At 45.2% G+C, this 22,404-nt stretch carries 24 protein-coding genes; 9 read left to right on the forward strand and 15 right to left on the reverse strand.

From position 1 onward, the window contains the following. Nucleotides 1-56: 56 nt before the first annotated feature. Together B9G69_RS12230 and B9G69_RS12235 are read left to right on the forward strand one after the other, a co-directional pair. The gene (locus tag B9G69_RS12230; RefSeq protein WP_088614854.1) at nucleotides 57-1,658 is read left to right on the forward strand and encodes a tryptophan halogenase family protein; all 1,602 of its coding nucleotides are present in this window, start codon (nucleotides 57-59) and stop codon (nucleotides 1,656-1,658) included. 181 nt (nucleotides 1,659-1,839) lie between these two features. Further along, a complete protein-coding gene (locus tag B9G69_RS12235; protein ID WP_088617118.1) occupies nucleotides 1,840-2,247 on the forward strand; it encodes a hypothetical protein in 408 nt (135 codons plus the stop codon). Nucleotides 2,248-2,304: 57 nt separating this feature from the next. Here the strand turns inward: B9G69_RS12235 and B9G69_RS12240 are convergent, their stop codons facing one another. Further along, nucleotides 2,305-2,685 (reverse strand): hypothetical protein, encoded by a 381-nt coding sequence (locus B9G69_RS12240; RefSeq protein ID WP_088614853.1) that lies wholly within the window; start codon nucleotides 2,683-2,685, stop codon nucleotides 2,305-2,307. 86 nt (nucleotides 2,686-2,771) lie between these two features. Between B9G69_RS12240 and B9G69_RS12245 the strand changes: the two genes are divergently transcribed. Next, nucleotides 2,772-4,559 (forward strand): hypothetical protein, encoded by a 1,788-nt coding sequence (locus B9G69_RS12245; protein WP_088614852.1) that lies wholly within the window; start codon nucleotides 2,772-2,774, stop codon nucleotides 4,557-4,559. Nucleotides 4,560-4,592: 33 nt separating this feature from the next. Here the strand turns inward: B9G69_RS12245 and gloB are convergent, their stop codons facing one another. After that, nucleotides 4,593-5,351, reverse strand: coding sequence for a hydroxyacylglutathione hydrolase (gloB, locus tag B9G69_RS12250; RefSeq protein WP_088614851.1), 759 nt, complete (start codon nucleotides 5,349-5,351; stop codon nucleotides 4,593-4,595). After that, the gene (locus B9G69_RS12255) at nucleotides 5,326-6,195 is read right to left on the reverse strand and encodes an ATP-grasp domain-containing protein (protein ID WP_088614850.1); all 870 of its coding nucleotides are present in this window, start codon (nucleotides 6,193-6,195) and stop codon (nucleotides 5,326-5,328) included. Before B9G69_RS12255 ends, gloB begins: the two co-directional genes overlap by 26 nt. A gap of 47 nt (nucleotides 6,196-6,242) precedes the next feature. Here B9G69_RS12255 and B9G69_RS12260 point away from each other — a divergent pair, with 47 nt between their 5' ends. After that, on the forward strand, nucleotides 6,243-6,683 hold the full coding sequence (locus B9G69_RS12260) for a (2Fe-2S)-binding protein (protein ID WP_088614849.1): 441 nt from the start codon (nucleotides 6,243-6,245) through the stop codon (nucleotides 6,681-6,683). Between the two features lie 8 nt (nucleotides 6,684-6,691). Here the strand turns inward: B9G69_RS12260 and B9G69_RS12265 are convergent, their stop codons facing one another. Next, on the reverse strand, nucleotides 6,692-6,961 hold the full coding sequence (locus B9G69_RS12265) for a (2Fe-2S)-binding protein (protein ID WP_088614848.1): 270 nt from the start codon (nucleotides 6,959-6,961) through the stop codon (nucleotides 6,692-6,694). Between the two features lie 138 nt (nucleotides 6,962-7,099). Here B9G69_RS12265 and greA point away from each other — a divergent pair, with 138 nt between their 5' ends. Genes greA through B9G69_RS12280 form a run of 3 tightly spaced genes read left to right on the forward strand, consistent with a single transcriptional unit; the run spans nucleotide 7,100 to nucleotide 10,389 of the window. Further along, complete coding sequence (gene greA / locus B9G69_RS12270) at nucleotides 7,100-7,588, forward strand: transcription elongation factor GreA (protein ID WP_217897677.1); 489 nt, start codon at nucleotides 7,100-7,102, stop codon at nucleotides 7,586-7,588. 51 nt (nucleotides 7,589-7,639) lie between these two features. After that, a complete protein-coding gene (locus tag B9G69_RS12275) occupies nucleotides 7,640-9,610 on the forward strand; it encodes a hypothetical protein (protein WP_088614847.1) in 1,971 nt (656 codons plus the stop codon). After that, nucleotides 9,610-10,389: a glycerophosphodiester phosphodiesterase gene (locus tag B9G69_RS12280; RefSeq protein ID WP_088614846.1), complete on the forward strand. Its 780-nt coding sequence runs from the start codon at nucleotides 9,610-9,612 to the stop codon at nucleotides 10,387-10,389. The genes B9G69_RS12275 and B9G69_RS12280 overlap by 1 nt, the downstream gene beginning before the upstream one ends. A 55-nt stretch (nucleotides 10,390-10,444) precedes the next feature. Here the strand turns inward: B9G69_RS12280 and B9G69_RS12285 are convergent, their stop codons facing one another. The 8 genes from B9G69_RS12285 to sohB all read right to left on the reverse strand — a co-directional run bounded on the left by B9G69_RS12285 (nucleotide 10,445) and on the right by sohB (nucleotide 17,316). Next, entirely contained in the window at nucleotides 10,445-10,774 is a 330-nt protein-coding gene (locus B9G69_RS12285; RefSeq protein WP_088614845.1) for a hypothetical protein, read from the reverse strand. 280 nt (nucleotides 10,775-11,054) lie between these two features. Further along, nucleotides 11,055-11,300: a Sec-independent protein translocase subunit TatA/TatB gene (locus B9G69_RS12290; RefSeq protein ID WP_088614844.1), complete on the reverse strand. Its 246-nt coding sequence runs from the start codon at nucleotides 11,298-11,300 to the stop codon at nucleotides 11,055-11,057. An 18-nt stretch (nucleotides 11,301-11,318) separates the two neighbouring features. Then, the gene (gene tatA / locus B9G69_RS12295; RefSeq protein WP_088614843.1) at nucleotides 11,319-11,573 is read right to left on the reverse strand and encodes a twin-arginine translocase TatA/TatE family subunit; all 255 of its coding nucleotides are present in this window, start codon (nucleotides 11,571-11,573) and stop codon (nucleotides 11,319-11,321) included. A gap of 81 nt (nucleotides 11,574-11,654) precedes the next feature. Further along, nucleotides 11,655-12,131 (reverse strand): hypothetical protein, encoded by a 477-nt coding sequence (locus B9G69_RS12300; RefSeq protein WP_088614842.1) that lies wholly within the window; start codon nucleotides 12,129-12,131, stop codon nucleotides 11,655-11,657. A gap of 231 nt (nucleotides 12,132-12,362) precedes the next feature. After that, a complete protein-coding gene (locus B9G69_RS12305; RefSeq protein WP_254916803.1) occupies nucleotides 12,363-13,565 on the reverse strand; it encodes an ABC transporter permease in 1,203 nt (400 codons plus the stop codon). Between the two features lie 21 nt (nucleotides 13,566-13,586). Next, entirely contained in the window at nucleotides 13,587-14,558 is a 972-nt protein-coding gene (locus B9G69_RS12310; RefSeq protein WP_088614840.1) for an ABC transporter permease, read from the reverse strand. Between the two features lie 25 nt (nucleotides 14,559-14,583). Then, on the reverse strand, nucleotides 14,584-16,275 hold the full coding sequence (locus tag B9G69_RS12315; RefSeq protein ID WP_088614839.1) for a peptide ABC transporter substrate-binding protein: 1,692 nt from the start codon (nucleotides 16,273-16,275) through the stop codon (nucleotides 14,584-14,586). 21 nt (nucleotides 16,276-16,296) lie between these two features. Further along, nucleotides 16,297-17,316, reverse strand: coding sequence for a protease SohB (sohB, locus tag B9G69_RS12320; RefSeq protein WP_088614838.1), 1,020 nt, complete (start codon nucleotides 17,314-17,316; stop codon nucleotides 16,297-16,299). A gap of 108 nt (nucleotides 17,317-17,424) precedes the next feature. Between sohB and B9G69_RS12325 the strand changes: the two genes are divergently transcribed. Then, entirely contained in the window at nucleotides 17,425-18,165 is a 741-nt protein-coding gene (locus B9G69_RS12325) for a hypothetical protein (RefSeq protein WP_265437769.1), read from the forward strand. Between the two features lie 22 nt (nucleotides 18,166-18,187). Here the strand turns inward: B9G69_RS12325 and B9G69_RS12330 are convergent, their stop codons facing one another. From B9G69_RS12330 to ahpC, 3 genes are all read right to left on the reverse strand, one after another. Then, nucleotides 18,188-18,910: a VC0807 family protein gene (locus B9G69_RS12330; RefSeq protein WP_088614836.1), complete on the reverse strand. Its 723-nt coding sequence runs from the start codon at nucleotides 18,908-18,910 to the stop codon at nucleotides 18,188-18,190. Nucleotides 18,911-18,985: 75 nt separating this feature from the next. Beyond that, nucleotides 18,986-20,557 carry an alkyl hydroperoxide reductase subunit F gene (gene ahpF, locus B9G69_RS12335; protein WP_265437770.1) on the reverse strand — a complete coding sequence of 524 codons (1,572 nt, stop codon included), beginning with the start codon at nucleotides 20,555-20,557 and terminating at the stop codon, nucleotides 18,986-18,988. 146 nt (nucleotides 20,558-20,703) lie between these two features. Further along, nucleotides 20,704-21,270 (reverse strand): alkyl hydroperoxide reductase subunit C, encoded by a 567-nt coding sequence (gene ahpC, locus B9G69_RS12340; RefSeq protein WP_088614834.1) that lies wholly within the window; start codon nucleotides 21,268-21,270, stop codon nucleotides 20,704-20,706. 166 nt (nucleotides 21,271-21,436) lie between these two features. Between ahpC and B9G69_RS12345 the strand changes: the two genes are divergently transcribed. Further along, nucleotides 21,437-22,399, forward strand: coding sequence for a hydrogen peroxide-inducible genes activator (locus tag B9G69_RS12345; RefSeq protein ID WP_088614833.1), 963 nt, complete (start codon nucleotides 21,437-21,439; stop codon nucleotides 22,397-22,399). Nucleotides 22,400-22,404: the final 5 nt, after the last annotated feature.

The raw sequence follows: 22,404 nt of genomic DNA on the forward strand, positions 1-22,404 counted from the left end.
TTGAACCTTTAAGGGCGTTATGGGATAAAGAGGACCTATCTAAACGAGGTTTTCCCATGGCGTCTTTGAATGATTTTGTCGAAACGGCTTTTGATCTTAGCTATCTCAATTTCCCTAAATATCCAGCGACTGAAATCAAATCTATCGGTATCTTGGGTGGTGGTACGGCCGGTTACCTTGCGGCCTTGGCTCTTAAAAAATTGCATCCTAAAATTCAAACTTCGGTTATTGAATCCAGTAAAATTCCAGTCATCGGTGTGGGGGAAAGCACAACAACAGAGATCGTGCCCTTTTTGCACAGAACTTTGGGAATTGATCCGCAAGAATTCTTTCAAGCTGTGGAGCCGACCCTCAAGCTCGGTATTCGTTTTGATTGGGGTTGCCCCGGAGATTATCACTTTAATTTCAACTTTTTTGCGGGCCATCAGCAAGAGAGTTACTATTATGAAGATCATATCAACAATGCCAACTGGGCATCGGTGCTGATGGATCATCATAAAATCCCGGTGATTCGCGAGAAAAACGGAGAGATGATCTCTTTGCTTCAAAGCATTCCGTTTTCTTATCACATCGATAACAAGAATTTGATTGGGTTCTTAAATAAGATTGTAAAACAGCGTCAGATTCCCATTATCGATGCTGTGGTTGAAAAAGTTCACCTGGATGACAATGACTTTGTAACATCTGTGGAAACAGATGACGGCAAAAGACACTCGTTCGACTTGTATATTGACTGCTCAGGTTTCCGTTCCCGAATTTTAGGTCAAGCCTTGAAAACAGAATTCATTTCATTCAAGTCCTCGCTTCGTAACAACCGGGCTTTGACGTTCGACCTTCCAAACAACAATGACATCCGACCTTATACACAATGTACGACGATGCCGAACGGTTGGTGCTGGACGATTCCAATGCGCGCAGAAAACCATTACGGCTATGTGCACTCGACAGATTACTGTGACGAAGCTCAAGCGGTGAAAGAAGCCCGTGAAAGATTCGGTCACTTTGAAAAATACAAAATGGTGGAGTTCCGGACCGGTCGCCACAAGCAAGCTTGGAATAAAAATGTCTTTGGTCTTGGCAATGCTTACGGCTTTGTTGAACCTTTGGAATCAACGGCAATCCAAACCGCCGTTCATAGCATTATGACGTTGTGTAAATTAATGCCAAATAATCACCAGGACTCTTCAAGTATTGCAGCTATCAATCAAGAGATCGCAGCAACGTGGGACACGTTCCGTTGGTTCCTAAGTATTCACTATAAATACAATAAGCAACTGGATACACAGTACTGGAAAGATTGCCGCGCGAACACTGAGATCGGGGACGCGAAAATGGTCGTAGACCTTTTCAACCAACGTGCACCACTCAGTGCCAGCAATCTAGGTACGAACTCTCCGTACACGGCGTGTGAAGCCTTGGTATTCAATAGCTATAGCTATGACACTCTTTTGTACGGTCAAAAAGTTTTAGAGAAGCCACCGATTCGCCCTAAGATGTCTAAGGAAGAGTATGTGCAGCGCACACTTTCTTACCAAGAACTGACTAAGAAATCCCTGACTCTGCATGAACTTTTCGCAGAGGACTATTTGATCGAGGGTGGGTTGCTTGAGCAATTGTTCGAAGACCAAGACACTTGGATCGTGGAAACAGAAGCCTAAGAGCTTTAAAAGCCGCGTGGGAAGCGCGGCTTTTGAATTTGGATTTCACCTGTATTGGCGTTAATAACAAATGTTAATTCTTTCGAAGCTTTTGCATCCGTTCCAATGAAAAAAACAAAAAAGGAACGACTTTTTGTACGAATCACGATAGGTGATGAGCATTAAAACCAAAGGACGAATCATGAAATCTGCAATTATCGCTTTCACAATGTTGTTCGCATCGATCTCTTTCGCCGACGAGCGTGTATTTGACTGCCAAGCAACTCAGTTGAATAAATCCGCTGATGTTCCTGCCGAGATCAACATCCAAAAAAATCCAACGGTTTTGTTCCGTCATGGTTTGCAACAATGGTCTTTGAATGTGGGCGACTATAAAATCGATACTGCTGATTTGAATGGTCCGGCATTGCATTTGGATATCGATTCAACTCAAACTTCCGTTGAATACATCTTCTCTGTAGAGGCTTCGACTGAATTCGAATTGTCGATCTCGGTCGTTGATCACACAGCAAAACTTTACTACTGGGGATTAGGAGAGAAAACTCACGTAGGTAACTTCAAATGCGAAGTTGTTGAACAAGCCCGCTAAATCGTACGGACACACTTTGTCCCGATAAAGGCTCAGCACACGCTGGGCCTTTTTTATTTAGAACGTCAGCTTGCAAGAAATTGAATGGGTTTGTTCTGCAAAGTCCGTGATATCCAAAGTGAACTGAGTCTCTGAATCCGTTTTGAAATCGAATTTGTATTTCGATTTGCCGACTTTCTTTCCCTTAAAAAACTGGATGTCATTCCACGGCGAGACGAAGGCAATATCTTTTCCGCGCTCGTCACGAACGACCAGCATCAATGAATCATCTCGCTTGAGCAGGGTCGTGGGGTATTTTGTACTCAGCACGACGTCATTGGATTTTAATTTGTTGTGGACCGTCCAATTTCCTAATGTTGATTCGCAAGTTATACGATCAAAAGCGAAAGCTTCGCCGCATAGGATGGAAAAAATCAAAGTGAAAGAGGTTAAATTCATGTCTTCAATATCGGTCTATTGCTTATCGGGTTAAACACGACCCTGGTCTTGTTCAAAGTTGATGCGCGCTGACCGAAAAACACTGGATGGTAAGTCTGATTTTCACGGTATTAATACTGCCTCATTTTGCTATGGCCCAAGTCGCAGCTGATAGTGCATCAGCCGGGGTTACTTATGGGAATTCCGCGGCGGGTGCTTATGGTGCCAGCCAAGATATGCAGACCGCAAACCAAACGATTCAAAGTATTACAGTTAATCAGAAACAATCAGATGCCACTTTATCCCCAATCGCTACGGCAAACGATGTTGTTACGAAAATGCTCGATAAACTTCCTGACGGTGAAACCAAGAACGGTCTTAAAGAATACGTTTCGATTTTGGGAGCCAAGGAGTACGGTAATGCGGGTGCGGGAGGTTCCAATAAAGGGTTGGTTGCGTACTTCAATAATCGGTTTAGCGACCAGAAAAATAGCTGTGTAAGAACGGCGGCGATTTCCTTTTATGATGAAATGGCTAAAACCCTCGAGTACGAAAAAAAGACAAAAGTAATTCGCCCAGGCATCTCTGAAGTCTCAGGTGAAGGACAGTTTAAAAATCTTGCGCCCGGATGGGTTTGGAAACTAGCTTTAAAACATGCTAAGGGCGATCCCAATTCTGCGATGTTTTTAATCGGCATCTGTGGAAATGATGATACTGGCCATGGTCAGTTGTCATATCAAGATTCCTCTCAGGAGGCTCTTGATCAACTGAGATTGAGAAAGCAAGATTATCTCACCACAAAAAGAGACTTAGAAAAACGAATTCAAGAGCTTTCAAAAAATGCGGATGTAAACCAACAAGAGATATATGACACTCAGAAAATAGCTGCGGAATACGGTGCCGCGATCCATAAATTGGAAACTGAGAACTCAATAACTAAGAACCTGAGTTGTCCGCCTCAGAATTCAGGGTTTTACGCTCCTCAGTCGTTGTCTAAAGACGCAGATATTCCACAGTCTCTAAAAAATGAAATTTTAGAAACTCAAAAAACTGTCGATGGTGCTAAGAGGACCGCGGGAAAATATTATCACGTCTATGGATCTGCTTTCATGGCGTGTCAGTTAATTCAGAATGGAATTGGACCAACCTCCGCATCGTTTATTCAGCAGCAAGCTGCCCGAGTTTATCGGGGTGTACGTATGTGTGAATCTGTTCGCCTCTTGTCAGCGTCTGATGATGTTGAAAAAACATTTAAGAAGTACAAGGTTCATAGCAAACCGGATTTAGCCATGAAGGTGATCGAAGCGATCAAATCTAAAAAGCTTGATTGCGAACATATTTATAATAATAAGACTGGGACTTACGCTGAAATTCCTCCTGAGTGCAAAATTATTTACGAGGCCGGATACAGCCCTTCTATGTTCACAGAGGTTGATGGCGTTGGAGCGGAGCAGATCCAGAAAAAATTAATAGGTATGGGTCGCAATTCCGATGCGGCGTCGCTCTATAAATCGTGGTATCTGGGAGGCGGATCCATTCAGGGAAAGAAAATTCCGTGTTCTGATATTCGCATGTTTGGTCCTAATAACTTAATGAAACCGGACGCTAATTTTTTTGATAAACTTTCAAAGCCGGATGGCTGGTCCGACGAACGCTACCGTGCAGCTTCGCAAAAACTTGCAACTTGGGATAATGATTTTAAGTGGACTATTGCACAACATAAAGCAGGGGCGGAGTTCGCTGGTAAAAACTGTAAGAAGCGCGCTCCGGGTGAAAAGCCATTAAAAGGTATTTGTCCTGAGGGGCCTCCAGATGGGGAGGCGCAAGTCGACCTCTATAGCAAGCGCAATGGAAGTGCGCCTTCTCCAATAAAATCCACTGAAGGCACCCGATAATTTAGGCACTCTGATTAGTATCGCCGAAGATAATTATTGTTTGTTGCGCAAATCACGCAGATAAGTGAACTGCGAAACTGATTTCGCAAGCAAGAATGGGTTCACCCGCATTTCAACTGAAAGTTTCAATGGCACCGAGGGTAAATCCATTTCGCGACGGGATTGCAATTGGTTCGCATACATTTCTAACTCTTCGCTATCTCCCGTGATCGGGGAGTTGTCCAGGTTGGAAAGCATGTTACAGAAAATCAGATTGGATTCGGTGTATTCGTGGGTGCAATACACGAGTGTTTCAGAGGGCAACTTTTTAAGTCGCTGCAGGCTCTCATATCCTTGCTCGTAAGTTCCTTCGAACAACCGACCGCAACCCAAGCCGAACAGCACGTCTCCTGAAAACAGCCATTTTAATTTCGGCTCCCAGTATGCCACATGTCCCAGTGTGTGCCCAGGAAGTTCGATGACTTCGAACTCGAAGGGGCCCAAGGGGATTTTCTGTCCTTCATAAACCCAAGTGTCCGCCGCGCCAATTTGGGTTTGGTTTTTCTTAGGGGCATATATAGGAGCCGGGTGTTCAGAAACTAAATCGCGCACTCCGCCGATATGATCATTGTGGTGATGAGTTAGCAGGACACCTTTGAGTTTTAAGCCGCTATCTTTTAAAAATTGAGATGTCTTAGAAGCTTCACCGGGATCCACGACAAGGACCTCTTGATTGTCTTGATCAATCAAGCAGAAGACATAATTGTCTTCAAAGATTGGAATCAGCTCAACGCGAGGTCTTGTGTTTGCCATAAAGCTCCTCAGCATATTGAATGATGCTACTTGCAAGATTCTGCTGATTATATTTTTCAATGCCTTCCAGGCCGGGACAAGGGTTCGCCTCTAAAACCAGACTGCCTTTACGCGTTCGCAATAGATCGACACCAGAGACCTGCAAACCCAAAGTACGAACGGTTTTTAAAATCAGTTCTGATTCGCTGGGCTGAAGTTCGCATGGCTCGCCTGTGGCGCCTAACGCTAGGTTGCTACGGAATTCTCCTGGCTGCGCTGTTCGCTTCATCACAGCTTTGATTTGATCACCAATTACGAAGGCACGAATGTCAGTACCGAAGGCTTCTGGAAAATATTCTTGTAACAATAATTCTTCGTCACCGGTTTTGGCGAATATCTCGGCAACTTCTTTCGTACTGTGAGCAAGGAAGACGCCTTCACCTTTACTGGATTCAAGTTTTTTCACAATCATGGGAAATTCCAAAGGTGGAAATGTCTCATCATAGCGGGTGATTAAATACGAGGGTGGGGACGCGATGCCGGCTTCTGTGAGGGCCACATAGGTGAACCATTTATTTCGAGCGACCGTGTAGTTTTGAGACGGATTGATCAAGCATGGAAGGGGAGGATTGAACCTTGCTAGAACTTGACGTTCCATAGCTGCTAGAACCTTCACAGCTTTGCTAAATTGATAGCTGCCCAGGCGTGGGATGATAATGTCCGGTTGAATTTTCAAACGAGCCAAAGGCCATTCCGGGTCCCACAGCAACATCGTGTGGCCTCGAGAAACGCCTTCCTCGACCAAGCGACGGCTGCTGTGAATTTCAAATTTACGACTGAGCAGTAGTATTTTGAGATTTAGCATAACTGGCCTTGGGACCCCTCATATCTTGGCCTATCATAATAGCTTATATGAAGATTAAAGTCGAACTCGACGGACGTGATTTTATCGAAGTGGATACTGAAGGAGAGACTCCTTCGGCGCCCGGACGAGTTTTGAAAGTGTCTCATGTGGGATGTACTGAATTTATGGATATGATGAAGAAAATGCGCCGCTCATTCGGTGCAGATATTTCGAAATGGCCCGTACCAGAAGGGCAAGATCACAGCAGCATGTTACTGCGTGAAATGGTTTTGCGTCTGCGTGGAGAGTGGCAAGGGACTTCGGCTGAGACAGAGGTTTGTCATTGCCGTAACGTCTCTGCGCACACAATTGATCAAGCTATTATTGCGGGAGCTCGTACTCCCGAGATCGTGACTCGTCAGACATCGGCGAGTGCTCAGTGCGGGACTTGTCGTCCTGAAGTTCACAAGATGATTCAAGCGCGTTTGAATCAGCAAAAAGCGTCTTAATTTTTCCGTTATTCTTTTTTCTCGCCTTCATCCTTAACACCACCCTTGCCAGATAAATCTTCCTGAATTTTTTCAGGGAATTGACCGGTTCTCAGGTAGTGATCAAGAAGGGGGGCGAGCTTGCGGCGGCAAGATCCCCCGCAGGGTCCAACCCCGGCGGTGGTGGAATCGAATATCTCGTTCAGGGTCTTTGCCCCATCTGTAATAGCTTTCTCAATGGTCGCTCGAGACACATTGTTGCAGCGGCAGATGATTTCGGTTTTCTTCTTTTGACCCATGAACTTATGGTACGCCGGTAAAATATGCGGCTCAATGCATTATCAAAATGCAGCGCGTCGAGTCTGGGGCGGGGGTGCGGGTTGATAAATTCGCGGAACTCCGGTAAAACTAATCTCCCTTTAACGGTGGAGATAGACATGTCTGTAGGTACAAACGACAAACTTCCAATGACAGTTCGCGGAAAAGCTATGCTTGAGGCAGAGCTTAAGAAGCTATTGTTAGAGGAAAGACCTTCTGTTATCGCGGCTATCGAAGAAGCTCGTGCGCAAGGTGATATCTCTGAAAACGCGGAGTACGAATCTGCTAAAGAGCGCCAATCCATGATCGAAGGCCGTATTGCTGAAATCCAAGGCAAATTGGCGGGTGCTGAAGTGATCGACGTATCTACTATTAAAGCAGACCGTGTTGTTTTCGGTGCACACGTAAAAGCCGTTGATACAGAATCTGAAGAAGAAGTGGCTTACCAAATCGTGGGTATTGACGAGGCTGACGTAAAGAAAGGGATGATCTCTGTTCTTTCTCCGTTGGCTCGCGCTTTGATCGGTAAAAAAGTGGGCGACACTGTAACTGTGCAAAGCCCTAAAGGTGACAAGGAATTCGAAATTCTTCACTTCGAATACAAGTAGTCATTTCTAAAAAGACCTTGGCGGTCGGGACCTTTCAATCCAGAATAGGTCATGGATCGCCGACATCGTTCTGATAAATATTTGATCTCTGAACAGCCAGGAATGAAAATCCTTTTAACGGGTTTGATCCTGGCTTTTTTAATTGGCTATACGACAAAGTCTTTATTATCTCCTGCGCGCATTAAATCGCAGTTGGAAAAAGCCGCAAGTCACATACACAAAGACATCAAAGTCAGTTTTGATTCGGCCGAGCTAAGTCTTGCTGATGGGATATTGCCGCGATTTGCTGTGGTGATTAAGCAAGTTCGCATGGAATCAGATCAAGCTTGTTGGATGTCGCCGGTGCTTGAGATCGATGAAATGCGTTTACCTGTTTCGGTGTGGGGACTCATCACCCGCAACTCTCCCATTAAAACGGTGGATGCAGATAACATGAAGCTGACTTTACGTGGGACCGTTGACGCTTGCGAAAAAGAAAAAAATGCTCTTCAAGATAGCACGGGGCGAGAAAAAGAGCCATCACCTTTAGTCACACTCAGTCCCTCCGAACAAGCCGACAAATATCGTAACGACATTCGTGGTTTGAATATTCAAAGTTTTAAAATCATTTCGGCGCAATACCCGCAGTATCCTTCAGAACTTTTGAATTTCCGTGCTTATGTGAAATCTTTTGAACCACGTGTGGTGGAAGTTCACGCAAAAACAAATTTCTTAAAAGACGACACTGTCGGTGATTACTTATCCCACGCAAATCTGTTTTTGGAATACAAAGAGGTACCAGAACAGTCCCTTCAAGCTCACTTTTTCGGAAATTGGCGCGAGGGACACTACAGTGTGATTGCTCATTATTCTTTGGCAGACCACCTGTTGAATGTTGAAACCGACATGAAGCATATTCCGTTAAGCCAAGTCTTACAGGTTTTGCAAAAGTACGATTTGGTTTCAAAAGACTTAAATGGCAAGCAGGTGTGGGTTTCCGCCAAAGCACGCATGACGGGTGAAGCAGAAAAATTAAAGTCTGCTCCTTTGGAAGTGAAAGACTTCCGCATCGAAGGTGACTTGGGCGAGATGAGTGTGGACCAAGCCTCCTTCACTTCGATTGATCCTTTAAAATACAAGCCCTTTCTAATTGATATCCAAAACATGCGCATTGATAAATTAATGAACTTTATCAACCGCCCTCAGAAGGCGCGAAACTTTGGAGACTTGGGTTCATTTACTGGTCAGGCGGAGTTTGTTTCTGAAAAAGACATTCGCTTGGTCGGCGAACATCAGGGACTGCAGTTTATTTTCGCCAATAAAGGCCAGCGTGAATTGCAGTATGTAGATCGTATTTCCGGATCGATGTCTTTAAAGGGTGATACGTGGAATATCGCTGTGAACCGTGCCGAACCCCGTGGTGGAAGTTTTATTGGTAACGTAAAGGTTAAAGCGGATCGTGATTTTAAAGATGTGACGTTGAATGCGAACATCGACGAGCTGACTCTTGCTCCAGCAGTGCAAGCGATGATGACGGGCGGCGGAGAGATCGGTGTTCTTAGTGTTAATGCGGAAGCTCGCACTGACGATGGCAAAGTTTCTTACGTTAAGGGAACTGCTCAATTAAATATGTTGGATGTTGAAGGTATGACCTTCGGAAAAGCGAAAGCCAAATTCGATCTCAAACAAAAAGAGGTTGTTGTTCACGCTCAAGTGCAAAGTCTTGAAGTGGAAGGTGACTCTGCGGGTTCAGAAGTTCTGTCTGGGATCACTCCGCAAAATTGGTGGGTGAATCAAAAGTTGGGTCTTAAAGATCTGCATGGCGAACTTCACTGGAATAACACTGACAGTTTGCAGTGGATTGGCTTTGAAGCCAACGCCGGCAAAGGTAATAAAATCACCTCGTCTGGTTCTTGGAATGAGTTTGGCCAATTGCGCGGAACTGTTTCTGCGAAAGATGGTAAAGCCATCAAGAAATTTCAGATCGAAGGCCATCGTGACCTTCCAAAGTTCACGGAAGAAGTGGCTAAAGGTAAGAAATAATGTATTTCACTTTGCTGATTCTGGTTGCGATTGCGTTTTTAGCTTACAAGCATTTTTACTGGAAAGCGGACGCGTGGCCCGTAAATAGCATCAAGCCCCCTAAGTACCAAGGTCACCGGGGGTATTGGAAGGGGGGAGCGCAGGAAAACACGCTAGCCTCGTTTAAAGCTGCTAAAGACCGCGGCCTTACCATGGTGGAGATGGATGTGCGCTTATCCAAGGACGGCCACGTGGTGGTGTTTCACGATGATGATTTAAAGCGTATCGCAGGTGATCCACGTCGTGTGGATGAGTTAACTGCCGCAGAGTTAAAGCAAATTGCAAATATCCCGACATTGCGTGACGTTTTACTGAGCCCCGATGTTCCGCGGTTTCTAAACATTGAACTTAAAACCAACAAAGCCATGGATCGAAGGCTTGAGGAAAAAGTTGCACGCGTCGTCCGTGAAACAGATTCATTCACACGCATTCTGTTTTCAACTTTCAATCCCTTGGCAGTTAAGGAACTGCATCGCTTGTTGCCCCAAGTTCCGCGTGCCTTGCTTGCGACCAAAGAAAAAGATCCAGCGAATCGCTGGTATTTGAAGTTGCTGGTCCTTGGCCCGTACGTCCACGCGAACATTTTGCACTTGGATCATCGCTATGTGACGGCAAACGAACTTCGCAGATACATCAAGCGTGGAGTTCCCGTAAGCTTCTGGACCGTCAACGAACAATCCCGCGCCGACGAGCTATTAGCAAACGGCGCTCAAAGCATTATCTCCGACACACTCAGGTAACAGTTCCCTTTTTTATCGACGCGCTCAGTAACCGGAGCGGGTGTGATGGTCTTTTTTATTTGATGTTCGTTCCCTGTAAATTCGATCCTTTGATCGTATAAACAGGAAGCTCAAGATCGTCAGCTTGTTCAAAGATAGTTAAATTCATCGAAAACCAGATGTCGTCTTTATTGATAGCTTCATTTTGCAACCACTGAGTCATTTCAGAGTCTAAGGCTCCTGCCAATTGGCTGAAATACGGTGTTCCTGGCACTGGAAGGACGGGTTCAGAAAGGGTCGTGCCATTTATATTTCGTTGGCAGGAAATCGTAAGTTCTATTTTCTGATTCTGTTTCAGAGAGAGCTCTTGGAAAAGAGATCCGTACCACTCAGTTAATGAATGCACTTCGTTTGATCTTCCAAGCCATTTTGACAAGTCTTTATCGCTTTGAATTGTAATTAAGGCAAAGTTCGGATGGGAAAACTGAACAGCAGCGCTTTTGCCAGTTTCTGAAAGGACCTGAGCGTAAAAAGATTTAGGTAACAGTTCCCTTTCTGAACCGCACCGCAGAACCGATCGGTTTTGAGAGGCGTCAAGAAACAGGACCTGGCACCTTTTGGGAATAAAAAAAAGCCTTCGTGGTTTCCCAGAAGGCTTTTTATTAGAACTAAATTTTCAAAAACAATTAAGAGTTGTGTGGCTCTTTGTTTGTTTGAGTTTGGTTAACTTGTTGTCCTTGGTTTTGTTGGTGAGAAACTTGTTGAGCGGGAGGAGCATCTTTGATGTCCTCGTCAATTTCGTTCAAACCTTTTTTAAAACCTCGGATCGCTTGACCCAATGAGGCTCCCAATTGAGGAAGTTTGCTTGGTCCAAAAAAGACTAAGAAAACAAGCGCGATAAGAAGTAAATGCGTAAGACTTAGTGAACCCATTTATTCTCCAATCCTCAATTAAGAGTTGTGTGTCTCTTTATTGTTTTGAGTTTGATTAACTTGTTGGCCTTGTTGATTTTGGTGAGAAACCTGTTGGTTGTTCACGTTGTCTTTGATGTCTTTTGCTTCAACGTCGATTTCGTTCAAACCTTGTTTGAATCCACGGATAGCTTTACCCAAAGATTGACCTAGTTGTGGTAGACGGCTTGGTCCAAAGAAGATCAAAAAGATCAGGCCAAGCAACAGAAGATGTGTAAGGCTAAACTCACCCATTAGAAAGACTCCTCCCAGAGGTTTTAATCAGTCTACACGTTTTAGACCGCTCAGGGAGGAAAATCAATCCAAGACTAGGGATTATTGGGCTGTAGTCTCATTTAAATCGTTTTGGTCTGGCAGAGCGACCTCATTTTCAAGCGGCGCGTCTGAAGCCTGATGGGCTGCTACGGCATTCTCGTCAGACGTGTTCATATTCACTGGACCAGTCTCAGATTGATTCACTGTTTTTGCGGGAAGTTCTTTCGCCAAGCCTTTAGACTGTTTCGTGGTTTTTGCCGCATTGTTTGCATTCGCATTTGATGAACCCTTTTTAAGAGCTTTCAATTTTTTATCATATTTGGCTTTCATAGCAGCCAGGTCTTTTTGATAGGCGTCGCGAATCGATTTAACTTGAGCTGTATTGTACTCATCCATGCACGTGGAGTAAGTCGAAGTCGCTATCTCCTTAGCTTTTGCACGGCACATGACTTCACCAGAGCTTGATGTTTGGTTAGCGGCTGCAAAAGTGTTGTTCGCGAAAAGAATTGTGAAAACGAAAGACAAAACAGTTTTCATAAAGACTCCCATAGAAAATCTACGGTTCCTGTTCCAAGTTCCGTGCCGAGGCTTGCTCCATCAGATTGCAGCAGAATGGGGGAGGTGGGTGCTTTTTTCATATCTGTACAAGAAATTGTCAGTTGGCGCGCCGGTTTGCTTCGCTCGGCAAGCTAGTCTATCTGCATTTGTGAGAACAAAAAAAAAGCCACTCTTTGGGAGTGGCTTTTTATTACTGGGTTTATATAAAAATTAGCGACGCACTGATTTTGGGTCGAGGGCGTCTTCAAGGCCGTCGCCCAAATAGTTGAAGCTGATAGTGGTCATTAAAATCAAGATACCTGGCAGGATTGCCAAGAAGGGAGCTTGGTAAATTAATTCTTGAGCGTTGTTAAGCATATTACCCCAGCTTGGTGTTGGCGGCATGATACCTAAACCCAAGAACGAAAGTGCTGCTTCAAACAAGATGGATTCGCCAACACCTAAAGTGATGGAAACCAACATTGGGGCGATCACGTTCGGGAACATGTGGCGCACGATGATTGTGTAGTCCGTCGCGCCGATTGTACGTGCGGCTAAAATGAACTCGCGCTCGCGCAAAGACAGGATGCTACCGCGAACTAGGCGAGCCACAGTCATCCACGAGAACAAGCACAAGATGATAATCATTTTAAAGATAGACTCATTCTGCGTGCTGACAATGGAGCTTAATACGGGGATCTTCGTAAAGTCGATGGCCGCCATCACGATCAACACGGGGATTGTCGGCAAGCTTAAAAGTGCATCCGTGATACGCATAAGGCCGGTATCAATCCAGCCGCCATAGTAACCTGCGAAGGCGCCGATCAAAAGTCCGATCAACGCGGAGGCAATGGCCACCAAAACGCCAACGCCCATAGAAACACGAGTTCCATAAACCAAGCGAATGAAAACATCGCGGCCCAGTTCATCTGTTCCGAACAGGTGAAAAGTTTTGAAGCCATCAAAAACTTTTAAAAGACCTTTGGTTTCCGGAATGTCCAAAGACTTAAAGATTTTTACGGCCTCTGGAACTTCCTTAGCGCCAACATCATAGATCGCGTCTTCGGCGGGAACTGAAACCAATCCTTTTTCAACCAAAGTCTTTTGGATTTTATCAGCTGCTTCAGGATTTGCGTTGATGAATCTTTCGATTTCAGTTTCGCGAACATCTTGGCCTGCTTGAGTCGAAGTCCAAGGCGCCACGTAGCGATTCGCCACGTTCTGCGCGTCGGGATCAAGACCGGTCATGGATCTGATTTGATCAGCAAAGATCGCGACAAAAAGGAAAACAGCGATAACAACTGCGCTCGCAACAGCCAGTCGATGACGAAGAAATTGCGCCAGGACCATTTTCCACATGGGTTTTGCACGATCGATTTCGGCACGGTCCTTATCAGAAAGAGCTGTAGCGACATTTACATTATTCATAGTCATTTCACTTCCAGACATCTTGGCCTACTTGTAAGCAATACGTGGATCGGCAAATCCGTAAAGGATATCTGCCACAAGATTCATTAAAAGCACCATACTTACAGAGATAACGAATGAGATCATCGCGACGTTGTAGTCATTGCCGATGATAGAGTCGTAAACCAGTTTACCAACGCCTTGGTAAGCAAAGACGGTTTCGGTCAATAAAGCCCCCGAGAACAATGTCGAAATGCTCAAGGCAAGAATTGTGATCAAAGGAATCAAAGCATTGCGGAAAGCATGCTTCCAAATAACAGTCTGATTGCTAAGACCTTTTGCTTTCGCGGTCCGGATAAAATCATTTCTCATCGCCTCGGCCATGGCAGAACGAGTAAAGCGAGAAAAGCGACCAATTTGTTGGATCGACAGTGAAAGCACGGGAAGGATCAAGTACTTTGCACGGTCCATAACATTGGCCCAAAAGCCCATGTCTTCGACTCCGATGGTTTGTGTGCCACCGGCAGGAAGGATGGGGATCTTAATTGCAAAGATGATGATTAAAACAATGGCTAACCAAAAGGACGGAATAGAAATTCCCGCAAACGAGAACAGATTCATAAAATAGTCTGTTTTGGAATTCGGTTTTAACGCCGAAATCACTCCTAATGGAACCGCAATCAGAATCGACAAAATTAAAGAGGCCGCGGATAGAATAAAGGTGTTCCAAAGACGGGGTCCCATCAACTCTTCCACAGGCACACGATAGGTCCGACTGTAACCCAAGTCGCCAGAGACCAAAGAGGCCATCCAATTTCCGTAACGTTTATAAATTGGTTGATCCAATCCGTACAACGTTTTTAGGCGAGCAACGTCTTCAGCTGTGATCTTGGGATTAGAAGCCACCATCATGTCTACAGGATCGCCAGGCATTAAGCTCATCAAGACAAAGACAACGTAAGATAGGACGGCTATCACTGCGAGTGTTTGCAAGATGCGACGGGTGATAAATGTAGTCATGGGCAGCCTCTTTTAAAAACTTAGATTACAAAGACCAGTTTTCGATTTCGTTCGTTTCGTAATACTGGTGGCCAGACATTTTGAAGCCCTTCAAGTTTTTAGGAACAACAGAGATGTCAGCGCGATAGTACAATGGAAGTACCGGAACTTCGTTCGTGTACTGCTTTAAAATGCTGTGGGAAAGTTCAACGCGTTTTTTAGCATCGAACTCAAGATCCAAAGCATCCAAGTCTTTATCAACTTGGGCATTCACCCAGCCCATAAAGTTTTGGCCTGACCAACCATTTTTGCTGGAAGGAATTGCTTTTGATGAAAGAGTTGAACGAGGAGAACTTTCCGGAGAAGAAACCCACGCAAATAAAGCCATGCCAGAGAACTTGCGTTTCGACATCGTATCACCAAAGAACACACGTGCTGGCTCGTTTTTAACCAGTACTTCGATACCGTTTTGCTTCCATTGGTTTTGCAAATAAACTTGTACTAACTCACGAGTTTTATTACCCGCCGTTGTTTGGAAGTTCAAAGAGAGGCGTTTGCCGTCTTTGGAGCGGTAGCCATCGGCTCCCATTTTCCAACCAGCCTCATCCAAAAGTTTTCCAGCAGTTCTTTTTGAGTAGGAATACAACGTCACCTGCTTTGGATCTTTTGTGAACCATGGATCTTTAGGGGAGACATTGTGCGCAGCCACTTCTTGACGGCCTTCGAACAAGGCTTTTACGAGGTCGTCACGATTGATCGAGTACAAAAGAGCTTTGCGAACTCTTTCGTCCTTTAGAATCGGGTTGTCCAAATTCAGATCGATATGTTCGTAAGTGATCGATGGAACAAATTGCACTTCGAAAGGCAAACCTTCCGCTTTTGCTTTTTTCTCGAAAGCCAAAGCTTGGTCAAAATCCAAACCAAGAACTGAAATCATATCGATAGTGCCAGAGCGAAGATTCGCTTCCAACGTGCTCGTATTTGGAATCAGTTTTACAATAACTTTTTGAATGTTCGGTTTTTTACCATAGAAGTGTGGATTCGGTGCCAAAGACACGTGAGAACCCAATTTTACTTCTGTGATCACGTAAGGACCTGTGTAAAGACCTGGGTTGGTCGGGTTGCGAACATAGTGAGAGTTCTTTTCGTAGCCTTCTTTTTGCTTGCCGTATTTTTCAAATACTGAAAGCTCTAAGTGAGCCGGAACCGGCGCAAATTGACCCATTTGATAAAAATCCCATTTGGCCTTGTCATATTTGAAAGTGCATTTTTTAGGATTTTTTGGATCGATGTCGATTTTTTCGACTTGAGTCCATTGCTCTTTTTCACCCACTGCAACAGTCGGAGATACAGCGATTTTTTGAGCCGCTGCAAAGTCAGCACAGATCAAAGGTTTACCGTCGCCCCATTTAGCAGCGTCGATGATTTCCCAAGTGGCTACGATTTTCTTTTTACCGCCATCGTCGATGATTTTCGCGGTCCCTTTTTCGATAGAAGGGATTTCTTTAGCAAGCTGTGCAACCCATTTACCTTCAGGAGTCAGGTTCACTAAGGTACGACCTGTCATGCGGTACATATACGAAGATGCCGACATCGTCATGATGATCGGGTTCATCGTCTCGAATTCTTGAGAGATACCGATTTTCAATTCAGCATTCGAGGGCGCAGCGATTGCTTGAGCGCCCATACCTAGAGCCACAGCTCCCAGCAATAATCCTTTTGCGATTGTATTCAACATGAGGTCCTCCTGTGTTGATTCTTAAAGAAAGCGACGTGTTTCTAGTTCTTCGACGATGGACAAAGTTCCTTTTTTGATGGCTTTACCCAAAATGCCAGTCAGCTTGTCACTGAGAGATTGCTTTTGCTCGAATGAGACTTTGATCACTTGGTGTTTTTCCGCCAAGGTCATTAAGTAATCATCGCTGGTGCGGATTTCATCAACTAAGCCCATGGAGATAGCTTGTTCGCCATACCAGTATTCTCCGGTCGCAACCTGCTCAAGATTTAGTTGTGGACGGAATTTGCCGACGAAACCCTTAAATAACACGTGAGTTTCTTCAAGCTGTTGTTTGAATTTTTCCTCACCCTTAGGGGTGATCTCTCCCAAAAGGCTGACCGTGCGTTTGTATTCGCCCGCTGTGTATTCTTTGAAATCAACATCGTGTTTTTTTAGAACACGGTGAAGGTTAGGGACTTGAGCCACAACGCCGATAGAGCCCACGATCGCAAAAGGGGCACAAAGGATTTTGTTAGCTGTCACAGACATCAAGTAACCGCCAGAGGCTGCCACTTTGTCCACACAAACGGTCAAGGGAATGTTTTTTTCACGCACGCGCATCAACTGCGAAGCACAAAGGCCATAACCATGCACCACGCCCCCCGGACTTTCCACACGAACAACAACTTCGTCTTGCGGAGTCGCGATCGTTAGAACAGCTGTGATCTCTTCGCGAAGATTTTCAACCGCCGACGCTTTGACGTCGCCTTCAAAGTCGACGACGAAAATTTTCTTTTCATGGCCTTGGGCCTTTGAGTCGTTTGCTTTACGTTCTTCTTTAAGTTTTTTCTTAAGCTCTTTGCGTTCTGACTTAGAAACTGTGTGAGCTTTAAGGAGATTGCGGAAGCCTTTGTATTTCTTGTGCAAAAGTTCCACTTCAACTTCTGGTTTGTGTCCTGCTTTTGCGGCGATGATTGCGATGACAATGATGACTGCCAAAATAGCAAAGAGGATTAGAAAGGTCTGTGCTGCGAAGATTCCGATGCTCTGCATTGCGTCCATGTGACTCCTTGATACAAGGGCATAAGTTATTCAGTAAATAGACAAAGGTCGAGCATCTTTTTTTGTTTGCTCAAAAAAAAGGAAGGCTCCTGATAGACTGGGTCAAGAATGAATCTTCTAAGCAATTTGCTCCTCATTTTAGCGTTGACCCTAACAGCAACACTCTCGCATGCGATGGACGCGGATGAAGAGCGTCTGAGTGGTTTTGCTGAGCATCAAAGCAAGATCAAACGCTTTGATGAAGCCCGGGACGGCGGCAAGCGTGCGTTTCTTGAAAGCCAGGAGCAGTGGGACACGGAAAAAGAGCGGGATCTTGCGGAGTACAAAAAGAATAAACCTCAAACAGGTTTAGTCATGAACGAAAACAGTCCTGAATATCGCGAATGGGAAAACAAAAAGAAAGCCGAACAGGCTGAATACGAGGAATCGCGAAAAGATTTTGCGGCACAGTCTCACAAGCGTAAAGCTTTGGACCGCACAGCAAAAGGGCTTCCGACTTTAGCTCAAGAATTAGGGCTCGACGAGGAACGTCCACGTTTCGATTTCGCGAAACGTAACTTTGGAACTAAGACCGCCGGATCTGGTGGGTCTTCAGGTGGTTTTGGCCGCGGCGGGGGAGTTTCAAGCTCCAGTGGCAACTCCTCATTCCCACCTCCACCAACATTTGATGACTTCCAAGATGGTTATGTGCCAGCTCCAAATATTTCTCCTGAGGATTTTGGGGATGTGCCGCCACCACCACCGCCGCCAATGGCACCAAGTTTTGATGGTAATGGGTTTAGCAATGGCAGCGAGTTTATTCCGCCACCTCCGCCGCCGCCCGGGAATTTTGAATCCGGTGACTTTTAGTGTCGGCCCGTGAAAAACGGTTTTAGGATTTCAGCAGTTCGTCGGTGTTTAGGCCGGAGTATTTTTTTACACCCTTCATGAGGTACCAGAAGATTCCTAGTAGGAAGGCCATGGATGGGACCATGATGATCGCCATGGACCATGTGGTCATCTTGGCGATTTGCTCGTTAAGGATGACTGATTGGGCCTCGGCGGCTAGGTTGGTATCGATGTCTAGGAAGATCTTTCTTGCTAGGACAAAGTTACAGATCGCACTGAAAGCGAATGAGAGCGAGAGCCACATGGTAGCGCTTCTCATGTGCTGATGGAATTCGGCTTGTTTGCCATTTTCTTTCAATTTTTCTTCTAGCAGATCAACTTTCATCACGCCGGGGTTAAGGAAAAGGCTTTCGATGAATGGTTTTTTTGTGAAGGCAGAGCCAAAAACAAAGAGGCCCACTAAAGTGGGGAAGGCGGCTTCTTTCACTGCGAACCAGAATCCGTGAATTCCGATGACAGCAAGTCCTCCGGTTAAACCCACGTTCAGCAAACCCAGAACCGAAAAAGCATTTACTTTTTTACGCTTTAAAAGATCATAGATGCCGTAAATGATCGGAAAGGCTAAGGCCAAGATCAGCGCATTCATCGGACCGATGTGCTTTGTCAGTTTATTCAGAATCAAAACCGGCAACACGATGTTGAAGATTAAATTCAGCCAGCTATTTTCAGGTTTTGCTTGTGGGGTCGCTGCAGTCGTTTCAGTCATGGTGGGATATTTTTGTCGGCTTCGCGGCGAAATGCAAGGATGCATGCCGCGTCAGCCGACAAGAGGCAGGGTATTTTAGGCGTGGTCGTACATGCGATCTTCAAAGGCTGCGAGCGCTGCCTTTGCGCCTTCGCCCATGGCGATGACAATCTGCTTATACGGAGTCGTGGTAACGTCACCGGCAGCGTAAATGCCTTTCACGCTTGTGCGGCATTTTTCGTCCGTGATGATTTCACCGAACTTGGTGAGTTCCACAGTCCCTTTTAGGAACTGGCTGTTTGGAACCAGCCCGATTTGCACGAACACACCATCCAGATCCAATTTTTCAAGCTTGTTGGATTCACGATCTGTGTATTCCAGCTGATGAACTTTCGCGCCATCACCCAAAACTTTTTCAGTTTTTGCACCTGTGATCACAGATACGTTGGGCAATGATTTCAGTTTATCAACAAGGATACGGTCCGCTTTAAGCTCATTATTGTATTCGATAACCACAACTTCGCGAACGATACCAGCAAGGTCGATCGCTGCCTCGACGCCAGAGTTTCCTCCGCCGATAACAGCGACTTTTTTACCTTTATAGAATGGACCGTCACAGTGAGGGCAGTACGCCACACCACGTCCCATGTATTCTTTTTCGCCTTCGACACCGAGTTCACGCCATTTCGCACCCGTTGTGACGATAATGGAATCAGCAACCATGTGTTCGCCACTTTCAAGCTCGATCGTTTTGATTTTGCCTTCGGTTTTGATGGTTTTCACACGGCGATTTTCCAAAACGCGCACGGGGTAACTTGCAACGTGTTGGTTAAGTTGCGCTGCTAGTTGAGGACCTTCAGTGTAAGTTACACCGATTAAATTCTCGATGCCCTTTGTCTCTTGCACCTGACCCCCGATTTTTTCAGTGATCAAAGCTGTGCTGAGACCTTTGCGAACGGAATAAATCGCAGCAGAAGCTCCCGCAGGACCGCCGCCGATAACCAACACGTCAAAATGGCCTAAGTTTTTGTTCACGGGCTCAGCGGGTTCCGCAGAGGCGTTCGCATCGATGCCAAAAGTTTTTTCAAGCTTTTCAATCAAATCCAAAACAGAGATGCGACCCGAGTGGAACATTTTACCGTTACCAGCCAAACTTGGAACGCCTTGGATGCCCAATTTTTGAACTTCGTCTTGCACATAGCCACCATCGATCACTTCATGCTTCATGTTTCCGTGAGCCAGTGTGATCAAGTTCAAAGCTTGAACAACTTCAGGGCAGTTTTCACAAGTCAAAGACATAAACGTCTGAACTGTGATGCCCTTGTTTAATCTGCGAACACGGTCCACAAGTAAGCTATCCAGCAACTTGCCTTTGCCGTCAGTGTTTAAAATCGCAAGGATCAGCGAGGTGAATTCGTGTCCACCTGGAATGCCTTTGAATGAAATTCCTGTCGGTTTGCCCTGATAGGCGATGTGGAACGCAGGAACTGGCGAAGTATTACCAGATTCTTTAACGAGGATGTTGGGAGATGTCTCTGCCACATCGTTTAACATTTCAAGAAGGTCTTTGTGATCTTCGTGGCTGCTGTTATCGATGAGGAGTTCTACCGGCTTTTCAAGTTTGCCGAATACAGAAACAAGTTGTTCGCGGAGTGATGAATCTAACATTGAGAGAGCCTCCTTTAATAAAAAACGATCTTAAAGCTGCCATTCAGAACTTGAATAGGACCTTTAAAATCGTCGATGGAGAGCTGGTGCGGGGAGAGAGCCACCGCACCAACCGTTGAAACGTTCGGTAACTGATCTAAAACAAATTAGATTTTACCAACTAGGTCCAAACCAGGTTTCAAAGTAGATTTACCTGGAGTCCATTTAGCTGGGCATACTTCACCTGGGTTTGCAGCGATGTATTGAGCCGCTTGAGTTTTGCGGAACAACTCATCAGCGTTACGGCCGATACCGTTGTCTTGAACTTCAGCTAGTACGATTTTACCTTCTGGATTTACCAAGAAAGTACCACGGTAAGCCAAACCTTCTTCTTCAATGTGAACGCCGAATGCGCGAGTCAATTGGAATGTAGGGTCTGCCAACATTGGGTATTTGATTTTTTTGATTGTTTCAGAAGCATCATGCCATGCTTTGTGCGTGAAATGAGTATCTGTAGAAACGCCGTAGACTTCTACGCCCAATTTTTGGAAATCAGCGTATTTATCAGCCATGTCACCCAATTCAGTTGGGCAAACGAATGTAAAGTCAGCTGGGTAGAAGAAAAAGATAGCCCATTTGCCTTTAAGGTCGTTTTTAGTCACAGTTTTGAAACCGTTGTTGTGGTAAGCTTGCACTTTGAAATCAGGCACTTGCGTGTTGATGATAGTTTGCATTTATTCTCCTAAGAATAATGGTGTTGTGTAGGGGATCCTTGCGGATCAAATAACTTGCTACTTGATTAGACTAGAAGATCCGAGCCTATTAGTAAAATAGATTATAAATATACCTTGATAGATTTTATCTATTGACGTAGAATCCTTATAAGACAAGGGGTTCACGGTGAAATTAAAGGTTAACTTTTCTTTGACGCAGCTCGAATATGTCATGGCTGTCCATAAGTATGGACATTTTGCTAAGGCCGCAGACGCCTGCAACGTCACCCAACCTACGTTAAGCATGCAAATCCAGAAGCTCGAAGATGAACTTGGAGTCGTGATCTTTGATCGCTCCAAGAAGCCTATTCTGTTAACGGATGCAGGTAAGAAGTTAATTTCTCAAATGCAGACGGTCTTATTTGAAGCCCGAAAGATTGAAACGATCCTGCTTGAAGGTACAAAAGGTTCTCGCAAGGGAACGCTGACGGTGGCGATCATCCCGACGATAGCTCCATACTTGCTGCCTCGCTTGTTACCCGTGTGCGTGGAAACTTTGCCAGACCTAGAACTCAACATTAAAGAAATGCAGACGGATCAAATCATCGAAGCGTTAAACAAAGACGAAATCGATGTCGGGGTCCTTGCCACTCCGACTCAGGTGCCGGCGATGTTTGAATATCCGCTTTACTATGAGCCTTTTTATGTCTTGTGCGACAAGAATCACGAATATGCTCAACATAAAAAAATCAAATATCAGTCTTTGGGTATGGATGACATTTGGCTTTTAGAAGAAGGCCACTGTCTGCGTAATCAGATATTAGATCTGTGTTCCATCAAAAAGAAAAAAGGTGGGGTCGAACGCAAATATAAGTTCGAAAGTGGTTCTTTAGAAACGTTAAAGAATTTAGTGGATTTATATGGTGGCTATACATTGTTACCACAGCTGGCGACTCATACGATCGGGGATCGCAGTCAAGTGGTGCAATTCGAGCGCCCCATTCCAGCCCGCGAAATCGGGATGGTCTGCCGTCGTGAGCATTATAAGTCAGAACTTGTCGATGCGTTGGGAGAAGCAATATTAAAAGCCATCCCTGAAGACCTTCGCAAAATTAAACCCAAAGACTTGGACGTGTTGCCAATCGCATAAGTGCG

Source organism: Bdellovibrio sp. SKB1291214 (genome assembly GCF_002209355.2).
GTDB lineage: Bacteria > Bdellovibrionota > Bdellovibrionia > Bdellovibrionales > Bdellovibrionaceae > Bdellovibrio.

Coding starts and splice junctions, on each gene's coding strand:
- B9G69_RS12230 (WP_088614854.1), top strand. CDS start 57: ATGGCGTCTTTGAATGATTTTGTCGAAACGGCTTTTGATCTTAGCTAT.
- B9G69_RS12235 (WP_088617118.1), top strand. CDS start 1,840: ATGAAATCTGCAATTATCGCTTTCACAATGTTGTTCGCATCGATCTCT.
- B9G69_RS12240 (WP_088614853.1), bottom strand. CDS start 2,685: ATGAATTTAACCTCTTTCACTTTGATTTTTTCCATCCTATGCGGCGAA.
- B9G69_RS12245 (WP_088614852.1), top strand. CDS start 2,772: ATGGTAAGTCTGATTTTCACGGTATTAATACTGCCTCATTTTGCTATG.
- gloB (WP_088614851.1), bottom strand. CDS start 5,351: ATGGCAAACACAAGACCTCGCGTTGAGCTGATTCCAATCTTTGAAGAC.
- B9G69_RS12255 (WP_088614850.1), bottom strand. CDS start 6,195: ATGCTAAATCTCAAAATACTACTGCTCAGTCGTAAATTTGAAATTCAC.
- B9G69_RS12260 (WP_088614849.1), top strand. CDS start 6,243: ATGAAGATTAAAGTCGAACTCGACGGACGTGATTTTATCGAAGTGGAT.
- B9G69_RS12265 (WP_088614848.1), bottom strand. CDS start 6,961: ATGGGTCAAAAGAAGAAAACCGAAATCATCTGCCGCTGCAACAATGTG.
- greA (WP_217897677.1), top strand. CDS start 7,100: ATGTCTGTAGGTACAAACGACAAACTTCCAATGACAGTTCGCGGAAAA.
- B9G69_RS12275 (WP_088614847.1), top strand. CDS start 7,640: ATGGATCGCCGACATCGTTCTGATAAATATTTGATCTCTGAACAGCCA.
- B9G69_RS12280 (WP_088614846.1), top strand. CDS start 9,610: ATGTATTTCACTTTGCTGATTCTGGTTGCGATTGCGTTTTTAGCTTAC.
- B9G69_RS12290 (WP_088614844.1), bottom strand. CDS start 11,300: ATGGGTTCACTAAGTCTTACGCATTTACTTCTTATCGCGCTTGTTTTC.
- tatA (WP_088614843.1), bottom strand. CDS start 11,573: ATGGGTGAGTTTAGCCTTACACATCTTCTGTTGCTTGGCCTGATCTTT.
- B9G69_RS12300 (WP_088614842.1), bottom strand. CDS start 12,131: ATGAAAACTGTTTTGTCTTTCGTTTTCACAATTCTTTTCGCGAACAAC.
- B9G69_RS12305 (WP_254916803.1), bottom strand. CDS start 13,565: ATGACTATGAATAATGTAAATGTCGCTACAGCTCTTTCTGATAAGGAC.
- B9G69_RS12310 (WP_088614840.1), bottom strand. CDS start 14,558: ATGACTACATTTATCACCCGTCGCATCTTGCAAACACTCGCAGTGATA.
- B9G69_RS12315 (WP_088614839.1), bottom strand. CDS start 16,275: ATGTTGAATACAATCGCAAAAGGATTATTGCTGGGAGCTGTGGCTCTA.
- sohB (WP_088614838.1), bottom strand. CDS start 17,316: ATGGACGCAATGCAGAGCATCGGAATCTTCGCAGCACAGACCTTTCTA.
- B9G69_RS12325 (WP_265437769.1), top strand. CDS start 17,425: ATGAATCTTCTAAGCAATTTGCTCCTCATTTTAGCGTTGACCCTAACA.
- B9G69_RS12330 (WP_088614836.1), bottom strand. CDS start 18,910: ATGACTGAAACGACTGCAGCGACCCCACAAGCAAAACCTGAAAATAGC.
- ahpF (WP_265437770.1), bottom strand. CDS start 20,557: ATGTTAGATTCATCACTCCGCGAACAACTTGTTTCTGTATTCGGCAAA.
- ahpC (WP_088614834.1), bottom strand. CDS start 21,270: ATGCAAACTATCATCAACACGCAAGTGCCTGATTTCAAAGTGCAAGCT.